Genomic DNA, 17,138 nt, shown 5'->3' on the forward strand with positions numbered 1-17,138 from the left:
TCACTCCCTCGGGGTTCGTACGTCGCCGGTCTCGATACGTGCGGCGCACATATCAGCTGAGCTTCGAGATTACGCCCCTGATCCAAGATCCGGACGCTCTCTCCGCCATGTGAGACAACTGCCCGCAGTGCGGACACCACGGGCGGGCCCGGCCGCTGCGGGCGCGGTTCACGGCTGGGTCAGATACCTCTGCAGCGTCGGCGCGACCATCGCGATGATCTCCTCCACCTCCGCGGAGGCGACCGGCTCCATCTTGATCACGTAGCGCAGCATGGCGATCCCGATGAGGTGCCCGGCGGCCATCTGCACACGGAACTTCGGGTCGGCCACCTGGAGCTCACCGGCCACCCGCTGCAGCAGCCGGCGCTCGATGAGCCCCCGCAGGACCGTGGCTGCGGTCTCGTTGGTGAGCGCCGAGCGCATGATCGCCAGCAGCGGCTGCCGGCTGACGGGGTTCTCCCAGACGGCGAACATGAAGCGGGCCATCCGCTCGCCCACGTCGGCGCCGCCGCCCGCGATGGCCTCCGGCATGGTCATCGCGGGGGCGAAGGACATTTCGATGGCCGCGGCGAAGACCTGCTCCTTGGTACCGAAGTAGTGGTGCACCAGCGCCGCGTCCACCCCGGCCGCCTTGGCGATGCCGCGGACCGAGGTCTTGTCGTAGCCCCGCGCGGCGAACTCGGCGCGGGCCGCGGCGAGGATCCGCTCACGCGCCCCAGGACCGGCTTCGGACCCGGCGCGGGCCGGACGGCCCCGTCTGCGGGCGGCCGGTGCGGCGTCCGGCTCCTCACCGGGCGAGGCGGCGTCCGACGCGCCCGCGCCCCGCCCCTCGCTCACGAGCCCGGCACCCAGGTCGGCGAGGCGAGATGGAGCCGGGTGAAGGCCAGCGCCTCGGCCAGGTCGGCTTCGCGTTCGGCTGCGGACATCGCCCGGCGGGTGTTGACCTCGACGACCACGTGCCCCTCGAAGCCGGTGGCCGCCAGCCGCTCCAGCAGCTCGGCGCAGGGCTGGCTGCCGCGTCCGGGCACCAGATGCTCGTCCTTGGCTGAGCCGTTGCCGTCGGCGAGGTGGACGTGCGCCAGCCGGTCGCCCATCCGCCCGACCATGTCCAGGGCATCGTTGCGGGCCGTGGAGGTGTGCGAGAGGTCGACGGTGAAGTGCCGGTAGTCGTCGTTGGTCGGGTCCCAGTCCGGCGCGTACGCCAGCATCTCGCGGTCCCGGTAGCGCCACGGGTACATGTTCTCGACGGCGAACTTCACATCCGTCTCGTGCTCCATCCGCCACACACCGCGCACGAACTCCCGTGCGTAGGCCCGCTGCCAGCGGAACGGCGGGTGCACCACGACGGTCGAGGCTCCCAGCTTCTCCGCGGCGTTGCGCGCCCGCTGGAGCTTGACCCACGGGTCGCTGGACCACACCCGCTGGGTGATCAGCAGACACGGTGCGTGCACGGCGAGCACCGGCACGCCGTGGTAGTCCGAGAGCCGGCGCAGCGCCTCGATGTCCTGGCTGACCGGGTCGGTCCACACCATGACCTCGACGCCGTCGTAGCCCAGGCGCGCGGCGATCTCGAAGGCCGTCGCCGTCGACTCCGGATAGACCGAGGCCGTGGACAGGGCGACCTTCGCATCGGGGATGCGCACCACTGGCTCTGTCACGAGGGACAGCGTACGGGCCGAGGCCCGGCCCATGGAGGGAGGTCCGGACGACCGGCTTCCGCGCCTGGCGGCATCCTCGCCGCTCCGTGTGAGCCCCGAGGGCGGTGAGACGGGGATCTACGGGTGTGGCGCGCCCTCCGGGCCCCGCCAGGAGTGTGACGCGTCTTACGCCGGCGGGACGCGCCTCATGTCGTGGGCAGATGGTCGAGCCGCCGCAGGATGACGCCCTCGCGCAACGCCCACGGGCAGATGTCCAGCGTCTCGACCCCGAACAGGTCCATCGCCGCCTCGGCGACCAGCGCCCCGGCAAGCAGCTGGCGGGAGCGGCCCTCGGACACCCCGGGCAGCTCGGAGCGCTCCAGCACGGACATCCCGCCCAGCTTCGGCACCCACTCCTCCAGCTTCTTGCGGGACAGCTCGCGCTGGACGTACAGCCCCTCGGCGGAGCGGGCCGCGCCCGCGATCCGGGCGAGCTGCTTGAAGGTCTTGGATGTGCCGACGACATGATCGGGCGTTCCGTAGCGGGTGAAATCGCTCACCACGCGGGCGATCTCGGCCCGGACGCGGCGGCGCAGCGCCCGTACGTCGTCGGCGTCGGGCGGGTCGCCCGGCAGGTCGCTGCCGGTCAGCCGGCCCGCGCCGAGCGGGAGCGAGGCCGCCACGTCGGGCTCCTCGTCGAGGCCGTAGGCGATCTCCAGCGAGCCGCCACCAATGTCCAGCACCAGCAGCCGGCCGGCGGACCAGCCCAGCCAGCGACGGGCCGCGAGGAAGGTGAGCCGCGCCTCGTCCTCGCCGGAGAGCACCCGCAGCTCGACGCCGGTCTCCAGGGCGAGGCGGCGCAGCACCTCCTCGCTGTTGCGCGCCTCACGCACCGCGGAGGTGGCGAACGGCAGGACATCCTCGACGCCCTTGTCCTCGGCCACCTGCATCGCGTCGCGGAGGGTGTGCACCAGCCGCTCCACCCCGGCTTCGCTGATCGCGCCGTCCTCGTCGAGGAGTTCGGCGAGGCGCAGCTCCACCTTGTGCGAATAGGCGGGCAGCGGGCGCGCGCCCGGGTGCGCGTCCACCACCAGGAGATGGACCGTATTCGAACCCACATCGAGGACACCGAGTCTCATACGGGGAAACCTACTGCCGGGGCGGTGACCGTTGGTCGGCCACCCTCCACCCGGGGTCGCCGGCGGCGCCCGGGGGCGACGTGGACGAGCCACCGGCACCCAGGTCGTAGGCTGGAGTGGTGGCTAAGACGAAAAAGGCGAAGCAGGAGAAATCCCTGAAGAAGGACGCAAAGCGGCGCACTCCCGGGGACAAGGGAGCGCAGCCCGCGCACGGGGCTCCGGCCGACGAGGTCGGCCTCGACTTCGCCCGCGCCTGGGTCACCTTCCCCGACCCGGCCGACGACGAGCAGCTCTTCCGCTGCGACCTGACCTGGCTGACCTCTCGCTGGACGTGCATCTTCGGCAGCGGCTGCCAGGGCATTCAGGCCGGTCGGGCGGACGACGGCTGCTGCACGCTCGGCGCGCACTTCTCCGACGAGGACGACGAGAAGCGGGTGGCCGAGAATGTGGCCCGTCTCACGCCGGAGCTGTGGGAGTTCCACGACGTCGGCACGTCCTCCGGCTGGGTGCAGGAGGACGAGGACGGCGAGCGGCAGACCCGGCGGTGGGAGGGCTCGTGCATCTTCCAGAACCGCCCCGGGTTCGCGGCCGGCGCCGGCTGCTCGCTGCACATCCTCGCGCTGCGCGAGGGCAAGGAGCCGCTGGAGACCAAGCCCGACGTCTGCTGGCAGCTGCCGGTCCGGCGCACCTACGACTGGATCGACCGGCCCGACGACACCCAGATCCTCCAGGTCACGATCGGCGAGTACGACCGCCGCGGCTGGGGCGCCGGCGGCCATGACCTGCACTGGTGGTGCACCTCGGCGACCTCCGCGCACGGCGCGGGCGACCCGGTGTACGTGTCGTACAAGCCGGAGCTCACCGAACTGATGGGCAAGAAGGGCTACGCCAAGCTCGCGCAGCTCTGCGAGGAGCGGCTGGCCGCGACGCTGCCGATGGCGCCGCATCCGGCCGATCCGCCGCGGAAGTAACGCCGCAGCGAGCGCAGCGCGCCCGCATCGGGGCCGCCGGGTGTCTCCCGGCGGCCCCGATGCGTTTCAGCTCGTCGGGGACCCGGTGTCCGACGGTGGCGACGTGGGGGTCGGTTCGGTCGGGGTCGGGGTCGGTTCGGTGGGCGGGGCCGTCGGTTCCGTCGGGGTCGGCGTGGGGTCCGTCGGCGTGGGATCCGTGGGCTTCGGGTCCGTGGGCGTCGGGTCCGTGGGCCCTGGGTGGCTCGGGCCGGGGGCGGGACCGGTCGCGCCGTAGCCCTCCAGGGTGACGGCGCTGCCACCGGGACCGATGGTGATCTTCGCCCGCCAGTGGCCCGCGGGCTCCCGGTCGTGGTCGACGTAGACCGTGATCGTCGTGGACTCCCCCGGCCGCAGCTCCCCCGCCGTATGACTCATCTGCAACCAGGCGGCGCCGGACGACGCCCGCCAGCGGACGGGTGCGCCGCCCGAGGCGCTGAGCGTGATGACGGTGGTGTCGCCGCTGGGCTGCGCGCTGACGGTCAGCCGCCCCGGACCGGTCCGCGCGCCCGTCGGCTCGCCGGGCCGCACCGGCGTGCCGTCGGCGCTGATCACCTCGACGGACACGTCGGGGGTGCCCGCACCGGCGGAGAAGCCGGGCCCGGGGGTCGTCCGGGCGTTTCCCGCGTTCTCGTACGGGCGGCCGTCCAGCTCGCCCGCGGTGTCCGACTCGTTGGCCGTCACCGACGGCGAGCCGTCCGCCTCGCCCGTCATGGGGGCGCTGCGATAGGCCGCCCAGAGCGCCAACACCGGCGCGGCGAGCACCGTGGCGACGACCGTGGTGGTCAGCGCCCGGCTGCGCAGCCGTCGGCGGCGGGCGGCCCGGTCCGTGGGAAGGACCGGGAATCCGCTGCGGTCATACCTAGGAGAACCGTTTGCCCCGCCGCTGCGGCCGGTGCGTCCGGCGGCTGCCGCGGCGCCCGCACCCGCCACGCCCTCGGCACGGCCGGAACGGGAGCGCAGCGCCGCCGTCAGCGCACCGAGCACCGCCTCGCGCGGGGCCGCGACCAGCGGCAACGCGCCGTGGTCCGCGGGCGCGGTGCCCGGCCAGGGCCCGGCCGCGGTCGTCCGCTCGGCCATCCGCCGGCACTCCGCGCAGTCGTCAACATGGCGCACCAGCTCACGGCGGAGTGCCGCGCCCAGCAGCATCTGGGTGTCGCCGGCCAGCCGCGCGACGTCGGGGCAGCGGCCGAACTCGACGACGGCCAACGCGGCGCGGGTCCGCTCGACCTCGCAGGACGCGGCGGCGAGCAGGGCGCGGGTGGCGACCGGCTCCGCGCCGAGCACCGCCGCGACCTCTTCCGCCGACAGGCGGTGGCGCACCGAGAGCTCCAGTGCCTCCCGCTGCTCCGGGGTCGTCCCGGCCGCCTCGGGCCAGGCCAGGACGGCGAGTTCGCGCTGTCGGTCGCTCTCGCAGGCGGCGTCGGGGACGGCGTCGGCATCCGGTCCGGAGTGCTCGGCGAGCCGGCGCAGACAGCCCCAGCGGGCAAGGGCGTAGAGCCAGGGGCGGTAGAGGGCGGACTCGGAGGGCCGCTTGCCGTGGTGCCGCTCGGCGAGCGCCAGCACCTCGCCGAGCACGGCGGTGGCCGCGTCGTGTTCGCACAGGACCGACAGGCAGTAGGTGAACAGCCCGTCCAGATGCGTGTCGTAGCGCTCCGGATGCCCCGCACGATCCTGGCCCGCGGGGCCGCCCGGACGGTCGGTGCGGCCGGTGGGGTCCTGGCGGGCGGAGCGATCGCGCCGCTCGGGGTGCTGCGCGGGGTCGGGCGGGCCGGGCCGCTCGGAGGGCTGCGGCCGGCTCCGGCGGGGCGCGCCGCCGCGCGACCGGTGTGCGCCGGTGGTGTGCCTGGGGTGCTCGGGCCTGCTGCTCATCACCCGGCGACGGTAGGCGGATGATGCAGCGGCTCACTCTCCCCTTGAAGGCTTTTAACCCTTACGGGTGACCATCTCCCTCAAAAGGGGACACCAACTGCCCCATCCGCCGCTGAATGCGCTCGGCGTGCGCCGCTCGGTCGGCGCAACCCTCGACGGACGGCGGCGACGGAGGACGACGGCGGAGGACCACCGAGGGGAGCGACCCGTGACCCCGCTGCTCCGCGACCGCTCGGGTGCGGGCGTTGTCCTACCCCGCCGCTACGGTGACTCCATGGCAACCCGTAAAACATCGGCCAAGGAGCGCCCCTCCTACCGCTGCACCGAGTGCGGATGGACGACCGCGAAGTGGCTCGGCCGCTGCCCGGAGTGCCAGGCGTGGGGCACGGTCGAGGAGTTCGGCGGCGCCCCCGCGGTGCGCACCACCACCCCCGGCCGGGTCACCACCGCCGCGCTGCCGATCGGTCAGGTCGACGGCCGGCAGGCCACCGCCCGCTCGACCGGTGTGCCGGAGCTCGACCGGGTGCTGGGCGGCGGCCTGGTGCCCGGCGCGGTGGCGCTGGTCGCCGGGGAGCCGGGCGTCGGCAAGTCCACCCTCCTGCTGGACGTCGCCGCGAAGGCCGCCTCCGGCGACCACCGCACGTTGTACGTCACCGGGGAGGAGTCCGCGAGCCAGGTCCGGTTGCGCGCCGACCGTATCGGCGCCATCGACGACCACCTCTATCTGGCGGCCGAGACCGATCTGTCCGCCGTGCTCGGCCACCTCGACACCGTCAAGCCGTCGCTGCTGATCCTGGACTCGGTGCAGACCGTCGCCTCCCCGGAGATCGAGGGGGCTCCCGGCGGCATGGCCCAGGTCCGCGAGGTCGCCGGCGCGCTGATCCGCGCGTCCAAGGACCGTGCGATGTCCACGCTCCTGGTCGGCCATGTCACCAAGGACGGCGCCATCGCGGGCCCCCGTCTGCTGGAGCATCTCGTCGATGTGGTCCTGAGCTTCGAGGGCGACCGGCACGCCCGGCTGCGCCTGGTGCGCGGCGTCAAGAACCGCTACGGCACCACCGACGAGGTCGGCTGCTTCGAGCTGCACGACGAGGGCATCACCGGCCTCGCCGACCCCTCGGGCCTCTTCCTGACGCGCCGCGCCGAGCCGGTGCCCGGCACCTGCCTGACGGTCACCCTCGAAGGCCGCCGCCCCTTGGTCGCCGAGGTCCAGGCGCTGACCGTCGACTCCCAGATCCCCTCCCCGCGGCGCACGACCTCCGGCCTGGAGACCTCCCGGGTCTCGATGATGCTGGCCGTCCTGGAGCAGCGCGGCCGGATCAGCGCGCTGGGCAAGCGCGACATCTACAGCGCGACGGTCGGCGGCGTGAAGCTGACGGAGCCGGCCGCGGACCTCGCCGTGGCGCTCGCGCTGGCCAGCGCGGCGAGCGACACCCCGCTGCCGAAGAACCTGGTCGCCATCGGCGAGGTGGGACTCGCGGGCGAGGTCAGGCGGGTCACCGGCGTGCAGCGCAGACTGTCCGAGGCGGCCCGGCTCGGCTTCACGCACGCCCTGGTCCCGTCCGACCCCGGCAAGATCCCCGACGGCATGCGGGTGCTGGAGGTGGCCGACGTCGGGCAGGCACTGAGCGTGCTCCCCAAGCGGGTGCGACGGGAGGCCCCACAGGAAGAGGAGCAGCGCCGGTAGACTTTGCCCTGGTCTCGCCCGCCACCGCAGTCTTGCCGCCGGCCACGTACGCTCCGCTGGTACGTACGTCACCGCGGCACCGGCCGGGCGGCCTGCGGACCGACAGACCGTGCGACGGAGGAGTGCAGTGGCAGCCAACGACCGGGCATCGTCCCCTGGTGGCAGGTCTGGTTGGGTTCCGCCCTACCGAAGGTCGGGGGACACCGAGGGCCTGATGCGTGCCTCGCTGAGCGCCGTCGCGCCCGGTACGCCCCTGCGTGACGGCCTGGAGCGCATCCTCCGCGGCAACACGGGCGGCCTGATCGTGCTGGGCTTCGACAAGACCGTCGAGTCCATGTGTACCGGCGGCTTCGTGCTGGATGTGGAGTTCACCGCGACCCGGCTGCGCGAGCTGTGCAAGCTCGACGGCGCGCTGGTGATCGACAAGGACATCACCAAGATCATGCGGGCCGGGGTGCAGCTGGTCCCGGACGCCTCCATCCCCACCGAGGAGACCGGCACCCGCCACCGCACGGCCCAGCGCGTCTCGATCCAGGCCGGCTTCCCCGTCGTCTCGGTCAGCCAGTCCATGCGGCTGATCGCGCTGTACGTCGACGGCGAGCGCCGCGTCCTGGAGGAGTCGGCCGCGATCCTCTCCAGGGCCAACCAGGCGCTGGCGACCCTGGAGCGCTACAAGCTGCGCCTTGACGAGGTCGCCGGCACCCTGTCCGCCCTGGAGATCGAGGACTTGGTGACGGTCCGCGATGTCTCCGCGGTCGCCCAGCGCCTGGAGATGGTCCGCCGGATCGCCACCGAGATCGCCGAATACGTCGTCGAACTCGGCACGGACGGCCGGCTGCTCACCCTCCAGCTCGACGAGCTGATCGCCGGAGTGGAGCCCGAGCGCGAGCTGGTCGTCCGCGACTACGTCCCCGAGCCGACCGCCAAGCGCTCGCGCACGGTCGTCGAGGCGCTCGCGGAACTGGACGCGCTCAGCCACACCGAGCTGCTCGAACTCCCCACCGTGGCACGCGCGTTGGGCTACAGCGGGTCGCCCGAGACGCTGGACTCCGCGGTCTCGCCGCGCGGCTTCCGCCTGCTGGCGAAGGTCCCGCGGCTGCCCGGTACGGTCATCGACCGCCTCGTCGACCACTTCGGCGGCCTGCAGAAGCTGCTCGCCGCGAGCGTCGACGACCTTCAGGCGGTGGACGGCGTCGGCGAGGCCCGCGCCCGCTCGGTCCGCGAGGGCCTGTCGCGGCTCGCGGAGTCGTCGATCCTGGAGCGGTACGTCTAGGCGTCACGCTCCCGCGGCCCTCGCCACGAACGTTTCTGCGGCCCGCGCGGTGCACACCGCGCGGGCCGCTCGCGTCAGCTCGTCGTGCCCCGCAGCGCCGCCGCCTCCTTCTCCGGGGCGAGGCCGACCACCGGGCGGTCCGGGCGTTGCGGCGCCACTCCGCCGATGCTCCGCAGCCAGGCCCAGGTATCGGCCACCGTCTCGCCGACAGGACGGCAACGCAGGCCGACGGCAAGGGCCTTGGAGATATCGGCGCCGTACATGGTGTCGTGCGCCTCGCCCGCCGGCAGCCAGGCCGGCAGCTCCGACCAGGGCTCGATGCCGGCGGCGAGCACGTCCTGCGGCGCCGTCCAGCGCAGCGCGGCATCCGAGCCGGTGACCCGCACGCAGCTCTCCAGCAGCTCTCCCATGGTGGCGTGCCCCGGCTCGCTCACCAGGTTGTATGCGCCGCCGATGCCGCCTTGCACCGCGTCCAGCGTCCACTGCGCCAGATCGCGGACGTCGATGTACTGCAGGGCCAGCTCGCGCGGCCCCGGCGCGAGGACGGTGCCGCCGCGGGCGATCCGGTCCAGCCACCACGGCAGCCGTCCGATGTTCTCGTAGGGGCCGAGGATCAGGCCCGCCCTGACCAGCAGCGCCCGGTCCCCGAAGGCGTCGACCGCGGCCAGCTCGCCGCCTCGCTTGGCCTGCGCGTAGTCGTCGGCGTCGGTGGCGTCGGGTGACGCCTCCACCACCGGGCCCTCCTCGTCGAGCCCGGCCGGGGCGGGGTAGGCGTACACCGACCGGCTGGAGACGTAGGCGTAGGTCCGGACCCGGCCTGCCAGCAGCCGCGCCGCGTCCCGTACGGCCGCCGGAGCGCCGCTCCAGGTGTCGACGACGGCGTCCCACTCGCCTTCCCGCAGGGCCTTGAGGCCCTCGGCGTCCGCGCGGTCGCCGTGCAGTGCCGTCGCGCCCGCCGGCGGGGCGTGATGCCCGCGGTGGAACACGCTCACCTGCCACCCGCGCGCCAGCGCCGCCTCGGCGATCGCCCTGCCCACGAACTCGGTACCACCCAGCATCAGTAGCTTCATGCCGGTGACCCTGCCCCACCACGGTGCCCGGGACCACCGCTCCACGCTGTCAGCGGAATCGCCTACAGCGGACAGGGTTATCCGCGCCGGTCAAAGGCGCGGAGACGGAGGGCGGCAGGCCAACTCCGCATAAGGACGGTGGCGTTGGCGACACTGGGCCGCCGGCTCCGCGACGCCCGGGTCAGTCCTTGGCGAGGACGAAGGAGGTGCGGGCGGTGGACAGCCCGGGGACCTTGGCCTCGATCAGATACGTGCCGGCCGGCACCGCGGCGGCGCTCGGCGTCGCGCACCGCGGGGCGCTCGCCCTGCGGTCCCATTCGACGACGCGCTTCGTGGAGCCCTTCGCCGGCACCTTCAGCAGTGCCGTACCGCTGCCCTCGGGGCAGTCCGCGGACACCCACACCCGGTCGTCGTCCGCGGTGTCGCTGATGGTGAGCACCGCGGCCTTCCGGCCGAGATCCACCTTGCAGGCCGAACCACCGGAGTTCTTGACCGTCACCTCGAACTTCGGCTTCTCGCCCGGGGCGTAGGAATTCTTCACGCTGTGCAGGGCCAAAGTGACCTTGCTGTTCGTGCAGTTGGGGACGGACGAACCGGCCGGTACGGCGACGCCGCCCGATCCCTCGCCGATCGGCAGGCTCGCGCCGGCGCCACCGGAACCGCCGGAGCCCGAGCCACCCGAACCGCCGCTGCCGCCGCTGGCACCGCTGGCACCGCCGGAAGCCGAACCGCCACCCGCACCGCCGGAGCCGGAGCCCGAACCGGAATCGCCCCCGCCGGGACCCGACTCGTCACGCCCGCCCGGCTTCTGACTGATCGCCGGGCCGGTGGAGGAGGGGCCGGGGGTGATGGAGGTCGCGGGACCCGGGCGCTCCGATCCCTTGCCCTGGTTGTCGCCGGAGCCGTCGCCGCCCCAGCTGACGACCCACACCACCAGGAGGGCGAGCAGGACGACGATGGCCAGCGCAACGGCCCTCCGCCGCCAGTAGATGGAGGAGGGAAGCGGCCCGATCGGATTGCGCAGTGATCCCACGCGGAAACTGTACGAGAGATCCGCCGCCGCACCGTCCAGTACCCGCCGTACGAAGCGGCAACTTTTCCCATGATCAGCCCGGAGAGCGGTCCCGGCCCGGCCCTGCCCCTCCCAGGTGCGCCGATCCGACGGCCCATCCGGTCCGATCCGCCCTGGTCGGACCCGTTCCGACCGCTTCGCGACGGCTCGGGCCCGAGGCGGCCGGATCACATCCGTACGGTCGCAGCCTGCGACCCAAGGGTGCCGGAGGGTGGCCTACGAGGCGGCCGCCCGGTGCCACTCCTCCTTGTGCCCGAAGCCCTGACCGTTGTCGATCAGCCGCAGCCAGTCGGGCCGCAGCTCCCACAGCGTGGTGCGCTCCAGGGCCCCGCGGAGCCGCTCGTCCGCCGCGACGAACGGGAAGCGCTCGGTGTAGATCCGCCAGCCGGCCGCCCGCTCCGCCTCGGCCAGCGGCCGGCAGTCGCCGCGCCCCTGCAAGCCGGTCAGCGCGCTCCACTCCTGGCCATCGCGCTGCGCGGTGAACGCCACCCGCGCGCCGGGCCGCGCGAGCGTCCGGCCGTGCCGGGTCGTGGTCGCCGTGACGAAGTACAGCGCGGGCCCGTCCGCCGCGCCCGGCGCCTGCGCATCACTGGCGTACAGCACGGCGCACGCCTGCGGTCCGTCCTCGTCCGTATAGGCGAGCGTCATGGTCGAGTGCGCGGCAAGTGCCCGCCGGATCCCGTCCGGGCAGTTCATCCCAGTCATCCGGGCATCCTCACCCGTCACCGTCGCGGCACACGCACCGGCCCGCCCCGGGCGGCGCGTGTCCGTGTGACAACCCGTCCCGAGCACGAACCGGCCTCCGAACGGGCCGCGTCCGGCGCGCCGCGGTCGCGCCACGCCGTCGGCGCGCGACGAAAACCCGCACTTTCCCGCGCTTCGCCGTCGCGCCCGGGTACTGCGGCCGCCCGCCGGCGCCCGCCCGCAGGTCAGGGGCACGACGCCGGTCGCCGCCCGGGGCAGCCGCGTACCGCCGGTAGCCGCCACCCGTAGGTATCCGGCCGTGCTGCGAGCGGGTGGGCGTGCGGCGGCGCGGGCCCGGTACGTTTCCCGGTCGCTCCTCCTCGTGCCAGGATCGGTGTGCCATGACTTCGACGCCTGCCCTCCCCACTGCCACGACCGCCGCCGCCGAGATCGCCTCCTCCGCCGCATCCGCCGTGGAGGCCGCCGACGGGACCGGCCTGCACGGCCCGGTCACCGACTGGTTCGACGAGCATGCCCGCGATCTGCCCTGGCGCCGCCCCGAGGCCGGCGCCTGGGGCGTGATGGTCAGCGAGTTCATGCTCCAGCAGACGCCGGTCAGCAGAGTGCTGCCGGTGTACGAGCAGTGGCTGGCCCGCTGGCCGCGCCCCGCCGACCTGGCCGCCGAGGCGCCGGGCGAGGCCGTGCGCGCCTGGGGCCGGCTCGGCTACCCACGGCGCGCGCTGCGCCTGCACGCCGCCGCGTCCGCCATACAGGAGCGCCACGGCGGTGACGTACCGCGTGAGCACGGCCAGTTGCTGGCGCTTCCCGGTGTCGGCGAGTACACCGCCGCTGCCGTCGCGTCGTTCGCCTACGGGCAGCGGCACGCGGTGCTGGACACCAACGTGCGCCGGGTCTTCGCCCGCGCGGTCGTCGGCCGCCAGTACCCGCCGAACGCCACCACCGCCGCCGAGCGCAAGCTCGCCCGCGCGCTGCTGCCCGAGGACGAGAACCTCGCGGCGCGCTGGGCGGCGGCCACGATGGAGCTGGGCGCGCTGGTGTGCACGGCGCGCGCACCGGAGTGCGTACGCTGCCCGATCGCCTCGCAGTGCGCCTGGCGGGTGGCCGGGTCGCCGGTGCACGAGGGCCCGCCGCGCCGCGTGCAGACGTACGCCGGCACCGACCGGCAGGTCCGCGGCAAGCTGCTGGCCGTCCTGCGCGAGGCCGTATCGCCGGTGCCGCAGGTCGTGCTGGACTCGGTGTGGGACGAGCCGGTGCAGCGGGCCCGTGCGCTGGACGGGCTGGTCTCCGACGGCCTGGTGGAGCCGCTGGCAGGCGGCCGTTACCGACTGCCGCTGACCTGACGCGAGGGGCGCGCCCGGCCCGCACGCGGGCCGGGCACCGACCGACCGGACAGCGGCACGCCACGTCAGGCGTGCCGCCCTCCCCTCGGTTCGCCCCTGCACTCCGGGCCCGTCGGTGGCGAGCTCTCCGGGCACGCTGATGACGGATCAGCCGCCGAGCGGGCAGCGTCCACGAGGGCCGGACGGTCCCCGATTCCTGCCGCCACCAGGCCGGTAGCCCTTGCGACGGGGGTCGTGTCCGTCCGGAGGATGATCCGCCAAGGCCCGCCGTCCGTCCGAGGTATGACCCCCGGCGGGCTGTTACACAACCGAGGGTTTTCCGTGCACTCGCTGTGGGGCCGACGCACATTACGCCGCAACACCCCCTCCGTAGCGTCTTCCTCGTGCTGGAGATGACCACCAGCGCGGTCAACGTGGGGAACGCAAGCGGATCGGAGGCGTCGGAATGGCGACCAGCGGCGGCAAGGTACTGGACTTCGAGGAATACGTACGTACGCGGCAGGAGGCCCTGCTGCGCAGCGCGCGACGGCTGGTACCCGACCCGGTCGACGCCCAGGACCTGCTGCAGACGGCCCTGGTCCGCACGTACGGGCGCTGGGACGGTATAGCGGACAAGTCACTGGCGGACGCCTACCTCCGCCGCGTCATGATCAACACCAGGACCGAGTGGTGGCGGGCCCGCAAGCTGGAGGAAGTGCCCACCGAGCAGCTTCCCGACGCCAGCGTCGACGACGGCACCGAGCAGCGCGCCGACCGCGCCCTGCTGATGGACATCCTCGGCGTGCTGGCGCCCAAGCAGCGCAGTGTGGTCGTCCTGCGACACTGGGAGCAGATGAGCACCGAGGAGACCGCGGCGGCGCTCGGCATGTCCACGGGTACGGTCAAGAGCACCCTGCACCGCGCGCTGGCGCGGCTGCGTCAGGAGCTGGAGAACCGCGACATCGACGCGCGGATGCTGGAGCGCGGGGAGCAGGAGAGGGATCGGTGCGCGGCCTGAGCGGCGGCTTACGCCACCGGGTACCGGGCGCCTCCCGGCACACAGCTCGGCGCGCGACAATCACCAAGGGAACAGCGGCGAAATCGGCGGCTGTGCGAGCAGCACGGTGAGCAGGAGCGGATTGACCAGGAACAGGTTGACCAGAAGCGGGTTGACCAAGGGCGGCGCGGCCACGGCGGGGGTGGCCGCCGTCGGCCTTTTGCTGGCCGGATGCAATCCCGGAGGCGAGGGCGTGCGTGCCGAGGGGACGGCGAGCAGCACGCCCGCGCCCCAAGGAGCGGTGTCCTCTCCCGCCCCGACCTCCAGCGCCCAGTACAAGAAGGTCGACGCGGTCGCGTTGGTGAAGGCCGACCCGGAAGTCGGCGCCGATGTGAAGAAGTCCCTCGCAGAGCCCTGCGCGGCCGACGAGTACCCGGTCGAGGTGTCCCACGCGTCCCTGACCGGCGGCAAGTCACCTGACATCATCGTCAACGTCATGACCTGCGCGGACTCGGTCGGCATCGGCGCGTACGTCTACCGCAGGGACAGCGGCGCTCCCAGCGGGTACGAGAACGTGTACGCCAATGAGCAGCCCTCGGTCTCCGCCGGGGCCACCAACGGCTACCTCGAGGTCTCGCTGCAGACCTATGACACGGATGACAAGGTGTGCTGTCCTTCCGGTGAGGATGTGATGACCTACCGGTGGGCGGGCGGCCGCTTCACCGGGAGCACCGAGCACCACACCGACTACAGCAAGACCACCGCCGACGGCAGCGAGCCGGAGGACGGCACCCAACGGGAGGGTTGAGACAACCGCATGGCCGACACCCATGTGCTCTTCGTCGAGGACGACGACGTCATCCGCGAAGCCACCCAACTCGCGCTGGAGCGGGACGGCTTCGTCGTCACGGCGATGCCCGACGGCCTCGCCGGGCTGGAGGCGTTCCGCGCCGACCGCCCCGACATCGCGCTGCTGGACGTGATGGTGCCGGGGCTCGACGGGGTCAGCCTGTGCCGGCGGATCCGTGATGAGTCAACGGTTCCCGTGATCATGCTGTCGGCCCGCGCCGACTCCATCGACGTGGTGCTCGGCCTGGAGGCCGGCGCCGACGACTACGTCACCAAGCCGTTCGACGGCGCGGTGCTGGTCGCCCGGATCCGCGCGGTGCTGCGCCGCTTCGGGCACGCCGGCGGCGCGGACCGATCGGCCTCCGCGGACGACGTGCCCGCCGAGGCCGTCCTGCGCTTCGGTGACCTGGAGGTGGACACCGAGGGCATGGAGGTCCGCAAGGGCGGCGAGAACGTCGCGCTGACACCCACCGAGATGCGCCTGCTGCTGGAGTTCTCCGACGCGCCCGGTACGGTCCTCTCGCGCGACCGGCTGCTGGAGCGGGTGTGGGACTACGGCTGGGGCGGGGACACCCGGGTCGTGGACGTCCACGTCCAGCGGCTGCGCGGAAAGATCGGCCAGGACCGGATCGAGACGGTCCGCGGCTTCGGATACAAGCTGAGAGGCTGAGCCCCGCGGTGGTCAGGCTGGCCCTGCGGACGGGTCTGAGATGGAAGCTCAGCGCCGCGATCGCGCTCGTCGGAGCGCTGGTCGCGATCGCGCTGAGCATCGTCGTGCACAACGCCGCCCGCGTCTCCATGCTCGACAACAGCCGCGATGTGCAGGTCGAGCGGCTCAACTTCACCGAGAAGATCTTCGAGTCGACGAACCGGCTGCAGTTCGGCGCGAAGATCGACGACCCCGCCCTGCCCCAGGAGCTGCGCGACGAGGTCGCCAAGAACACCCGCGCCACCTACCTCCAGGACACCGGGCAGACCGCCCCCGAGGTATGGGCCGCCGCACCGATCGGCAACGGCCGGGTGCTGTCCATGCACGACAGCTTCCCCGACCGCTTCGCCGTGCTGGACGACCTCGACCGCGCGCTGCTCGTCGGCTCCACCGCGGTCGTGGTCGGCGGCTGCGCGCTGGGTGTGCTGGTCGGCGGCCGGCTCTCCCAGCGGCTGCGCAAGGCGGCGGCCGCCGCCGGGAAGCTCGCCGACGGCGACACCTCGGTCCGTATCCGCGACGAGGTCGGCGGCCGGGTCCGGGACGAGACCGACGACCTGGCGTGGGCGGTCGACGCCATGTCCGACGCCCTCCAGCAGCGCATCGAGGCGGAGCGCCGGGTCACAGCGGACATCGCCCACGAACTGCGCACCCCGGTCACCGGCCTGCTGACCGCCGCGGAACTGCTGCCCCCCGGCCGCCCCTCCGAGCTGGTGCGCGACCGGGCGCAAGCACTGCGCACACTCGTCGAGGACGTGCTGGAAGTGGCGCGGCTGGACGGCTACGCGGAGCGTGCCGAGCTCCAGGGAGTCGCGCTCGGCGAGTTCGTCACCCGCCGGGTCCGCGCACTCGACCCGGACATCCACATCGATGTCGTACGGGACGCGGAGGTGACCACCGACCCGCGCCGCCTGGAGCGCATCCTGGGCAACCTCATCGCCAATGCCGCCCGGCACGGCAAACCGCCGATCGAGGTCACCGTCGAGGGCCGAGTGCTGCGGGTCCGCGACCACGGGCCCGGCTTCCCCGAGGCGCTGCTGCGGGAAGGGCCGAGCCGCTTCAGGACCGGCAGCAGCGACCGGGCGGGCCGGGGCCACGGCCTGGGCCTGACGATCGCGGCCGGCCAGGCCCGGGTCCTCGGGGCGCGGCTGACCTTCCGCAACGCCGACGCGGTCACCGACGGCTCGACGGGCGCGGTCTCCGTGCTGTGGCTGCCGGAGAACGCGCCGACCGATACCGGCAGCTTCCCCGTCCTCCACCTCCCCGACCGTTGAGCGCCGGCCCGCTCCCCGCGTCAGACCTCGGTCCACTTCTCGTCGACGCAGTCGACCCAGCCCCGGTCCAGGTCGAGCTGCTCGCGCCGCTGGACCAGGGAGAACCGGTTGCCTGAGTCGTCGCGGAAGAGCGCCTCGGTTCCGTACGGCCGCTCCTGCGGCTCCTGGAGGAACTCCACTCCCCTGGCCTTGAGCTCGGTGTACTCGCCGTACACGTCGTCGGTGGCCAGCACGCCCGCGCCCAGCATTCCCTTGCCGACCAGCTGCTTGAGGACGTCGGCGGACTCCGGGTCCATCCCGGGTGGCCCCGGCACCATCAGCGTCAGTTCAACCTCGGGCTGGCTCTTGGCACCGACAGTGAGCAGGCGCGGGCCGCCCGCGCCGCCCATCCGCAGGTCCGTACGGACCTCCATGCCGAGCTTCTCGGTGTAGAACTCCTTGGCCCGGTTCTGGTCGAGCACCCAGACGGTGCTGATGGCGATGCCCTTGATCATGGTCTGCTCCTCACGGTGTCCCGCCCGCGACGCGGTC

Annotated in this window: 17 protein-coding genes; 8 read left to right on the forward strand and 9 right to left on the reverse strand. The window is 73.2% G+C overall.

The window, feature by feature from the left end; genetic code table 11:
* Nucleotides 1–168 precede the first annotated feature (168 nt).
* The 3 genes from ACGFZW_RS30165 to ACGFZW_RS30175 all read right to left on the reverse strand — a co-directional run bounded on the left by ACGFZW_RS30165 (nucleotide 169) and on the right by ACGFZW_RS30175 (nucleotide 2,776).
* Nucleotides 169–837, reverse strand: coding sequence for a TetR family transcriptional regulator (locus ACGFZW_RS30165; RefSeq protein WP_393896431.1), 669 nt, complete (start codon nucleotides 835–837; stop codon nucleotides 169–171).
* Nucleotides 834–1,658, reverse strand: coding sequence for a sugar phosphate isomerase/epimerase family protein (locus ACGFZW_RS30170; protein WP_393896432.1), 825 nt, complete (start codon nucleotides 1,656–1,658; stop codon nucleotides 834–836). Before ACGFZW_RS30170 ends, ACGFZW_RS30165 begins: the two co-directional genes overlap by 4 nt.
* Nucleotides 1,659–1,843: 185 nt before the next feature.
* A complete protein-coding gene (locus ACGFZW_RS30175) occupies nucleotides 1,844–2,776 on the reverse strand; it encodes a Ppx/GppA family phosphatase (RefSeq protein WP_393896433.1) in 933 nt (310 codons plus the stop codon).
* A 119-nt stretch (nucleotides 2,777–2,895) separates the two neighbouring features.
* On the opposite strand from ACGFZW_RS30175, the gene ACGFZW_RS30180 reads away from it, so the two are divergent.
* Nucleotides 2,896–3,747 (forward strand): hypothetical protein, encoded by an 852-nt coding sequence (locus ACGFZW_RS30180; RefSeq protein ID WP_393896434.1) that lies wholly within the window; start codon nucleotides 2,896–2,898, stop codon nucleotides 3,745–3,747.
* Between the two features lie 66 nt (nucleotides 3,748–3,813).
* On the opposite strand, the gene ACGFZW_RS30185 is transcribed toward ACGFZW_RS30180, so the two are convergent.
* Nucleotides 3,814–5,655, reverse strand: coding sequence for a sigma-70 family RNA polymerase sigma factor (locus ACGFZW_RS30185; RefSeq protein WP_393896435.1), 1,842 nt, complete (start codon nucleotides 5,653–5,655; stop codon nucleotides 3,814–3,816).
* A gap of 274 nt (nucleotides 5,656–5,929) precedes the next feature.
* On the opposite strand from ACGFZW_RS30185, the gene radA reads away from it, so the two are divergent.
* Entirely contained in the window at nucleotides 5,930–7,342 is a 1,413-nt protein-coding gene (gene radA / locus ACGFZW_RS30190) for a DNA repair protein RadA (protein ID WP_393896436.1), read from the forward strand.
* A gap of 127 nt (nucleotides 7,343–7,469) precedes the next feature.
* Nucleotides 7,470–8,615: a DNA integrity scanning diadenylate cyclase DisA gene (disA, locus tag ACGFZW_RS30195; RefSeq protein ID WP_393896437.1), complete on the forward strand. Its 1,146-nt coding sequence runs from the start codon at nucleotides 7,470–7,472 to the stop codon at nucleotides 8,613–8,615.
* A gap of 74 nt (nucleotides 8,616–8,689) precedes the next feature.
* Here the strand turns inward: disA and ACGFZW_RS30200 are convergent, their stop codons facing one another.
* The 3 genes from ACGFZW_RS30200 to ACGFZW_RS30210 all read right to left on the reverse strand — a co-directional run bounded on the left by ACGFZW_RS30200 (nucleotide 8,690) and on the right by ACGFZW_RS30210 (nucleotide 11,462).
* Complete coding sequence (locus tag ACGFZW_RS30200; protein WP_393896438.1) at nucleotides 8,690–9,685, reverse strand: NAD-dependent epimerase/dehydratase family protein; 996 nt, start codon at nucleotides 9,683–9,685, stop codon at nucleotides 8,690–8,692.
* 181 nt (nucleotides 9,686–9,866) lie between these two features.
* Nucleotides 9,867–10,718: a hypothetical protein gene (locus tag ACGFZW_RS30205; RefSeq protein ID WP_393896439.1), complete on the reverse strand. Its 852-nt coding sequence runs from the start codon at nucleotides 10,716–10,718 to the stop codon at nucleotides 9,867–9,869.
* Between the two features lie 255 nt (nucleotides 10,719–10,973).
* Nucleotides 10,974–11,462 (reverse strand): pyridoxamine 5'-phosphate oxidase, encoded by a 489-nt coding sequence (locus ACGFZW_RS30210; RefSeq protein WP_393896440.1) that lies wholly within the window; start codon nucleotides 11,460–11,462, stop codon nucleotides 10,974–10,976.
* 380 nt (nucleotides 11,463–11,842) lie between these two features.
* On the opposite strand from ACGFZW_RS30210, the gene ACGFZW_RS30215 reads away from it, so the two are divergent.
* Nucleotides 11,843–12,802 (forward strand): A/G-specific adenine glycosylase, encoded by a 960-nt coding sequence (locus ACGFZW_RS30215; RefSeq protein WP_393896441.1) that lies wholly within the window; start codon nucleotides 11,843–11,845, stop codon nucleotides 12,800–12,802.
* A gap of 445 nt (nucleotides 12,803–13,247) precedes the next feature.
* Nucleotides 13,248–13,799, forward strand: a complete 552-nt coding sequence (locus ACGFZW_RS30220) for a SigE family RNA polymerase sigma factor (protein WP_393896442.1) — start codon at nucleotides 13,248–13,250, stop codon at nucleotides 13,797–13,799.
* A 60-nt stretch (nucleotides 13,800–13,859) separates the two neighbouring features.
* Here the strand turns inward: ACGFZW_RS30220 and ACGFZW_RS30225 are convergent, their stop codons facing one another.
* The gene (locus tag ACGFZW_RS30225; RefSeq protein ID WP_393896443.1) at nucleotides 13,860–14,060 is read right to left on the reverse strand and encodes a hypothetical protein; all 201 of its coding nucleotides are present in this window, start codon (nucleotides 14,058–14,060) and stop codon (nucleotides 13,860–13,862) included.
* Between the two features lie 19 nt (nucleotides 14,061–14,079).
* Between ACGFZW_RS30225 and ACGFZW_RS30230 the strand changes: the two genes are divergently transcribed.
* Genes ACGFZW_RS30230 through cseC form a run of 3 tightly spaced genes read left to right on the forward strand, consistent with a single transcriptional unit; the run spans nucleotide 14,080 to nucleotide 16,607 of the window.
* Nucleotides 14,080–14,586, forward strand: coding sequence for a hypothetical protein (locus ACGFZW_RS30230; protein WP_393896444.1), 507 nt, complete (start codon nucleotides 14,080–14,082; stop codon nucleotides 14,584–14,586).
* Nucleotides 14,587–14,595: 9 nt separating this feature from the next.
* The gene (gene cseB / locus ACGFZW_RS30235; protein ID WP_393896445.1) at nucleotides 14,596–15,297 is read left to right on the forward strand and encodes a two-component system response regulator CseB; all 702 of its coding nucleotides are present in this window, start codon (nucleotides 14,596–14,598) and stop codon (nucleotides 15,295–15,297) included.
* 8 nt (nucleotides 15,298–15,305) lie between these two features.
* Complete coding sequence (gene cseC, locus ACGFZW_RS30240) at nucleotides 15,306–16,607, forward strand: two-component system sensor histidine kinase CseC (protein WP_393896446.1); 1,302 nt, start codon at nucleotides 15,306–15,308, stop codon at nucleotides 16,605–16,607.
* Between the two features lie 20 nt (nucleotides 16,608–16,627).
* Here the strand turns inward: cseC and ACGFZW_RS30245 are convergent, their stop codons facing one another.
* Nucleotides 16,628–17,101: a VOC family protein gene (locus ACGFZW_RS30245; protein ID WP_393896447.1), complete on the reverse strand. Its 474-nt coding sequence runs from the start codon at nucleotides 17,099–17,101 to the stop codon at nucleotides 16,628–16,630.
* Nucleotides 17,102–17,138 lie beyond the last annotated feature (37 nt).

It is taken from the genome of Streptomyces sp. NPDC048248, from assembly GCF_043201875.1.
Taxonomy (GTDB): domain Bacteria; phylum Actinomycetota; class Actinomycetes; order Streptomycetales; family Streptomycetaceae; genus Streptomyces.

Bases quoted from the DNA above. Each gene is read 5' to 3' on its own strand.
- ACGFZW_RS30175 (WP_393896433.1), bottom strand. From the start codon at position 2,776: ATGAGACTCGGTGTCCTCGATGTGGGTTCGAATACGGTCCATCTCCTG.
- ACGFZW_RS30185 (WP_393896435.1), bottom strand. From the start codon at position 5,655: ATGAGCAGCAGGCCCGAGCACCCCAGGCACACCACCGGCGCACACCGG.
- radA (WP_393896436.1), top strand. From the start codon at position 5,930: ATGGCAACCCGTAAAACATCGGCCAAGGAGCGCCCCTCCTACCGCTGC.
- ACGFZW_RS30200 (WP_393896438.1), bottom strand. From the start codon at position 9,685: ATGAAGCTACTGATGCTGGGTGGTACCGAGTTCGTGGGCAGGGCGATC.
- ACGFZW_RS30210 (WP_393896440.1), bottom strand. From the start codon at position 11,462: ATGACTGGGATGAACTGCCCGGACGGGATCCGGCGGGCACTTGCCGCG.
- ACGFZW_RS30215 (WP_393896441.1), top strand. From the start codon at position 11,843: ATGACTTCGACGCCTGCCCTCCCCACTGCCACGACCGCCGCCGCCGAG.
- ACGFZW_RS30220 (WP_393896442.1), top strand. From the start codon at position 13,248: ATGGCGACCAGCGGCGGCAAGGTACTGGACTTCGAGGAATACGTACGT.
- cseB (WP_393896445.1), top strand. From the start codon at position 14,596: ATGGCCGACACCCATGTGCTCTTCGTCGAGGACGACGACGTCATCCGC.
- ACGFZW_RS30245 (WP_393896447.1), bottom strand. From the start codon at position 17,101: ATGATCAAGGGCATCGCCATCAGCACCGTCTGGGTGCTCGACCAGAAC.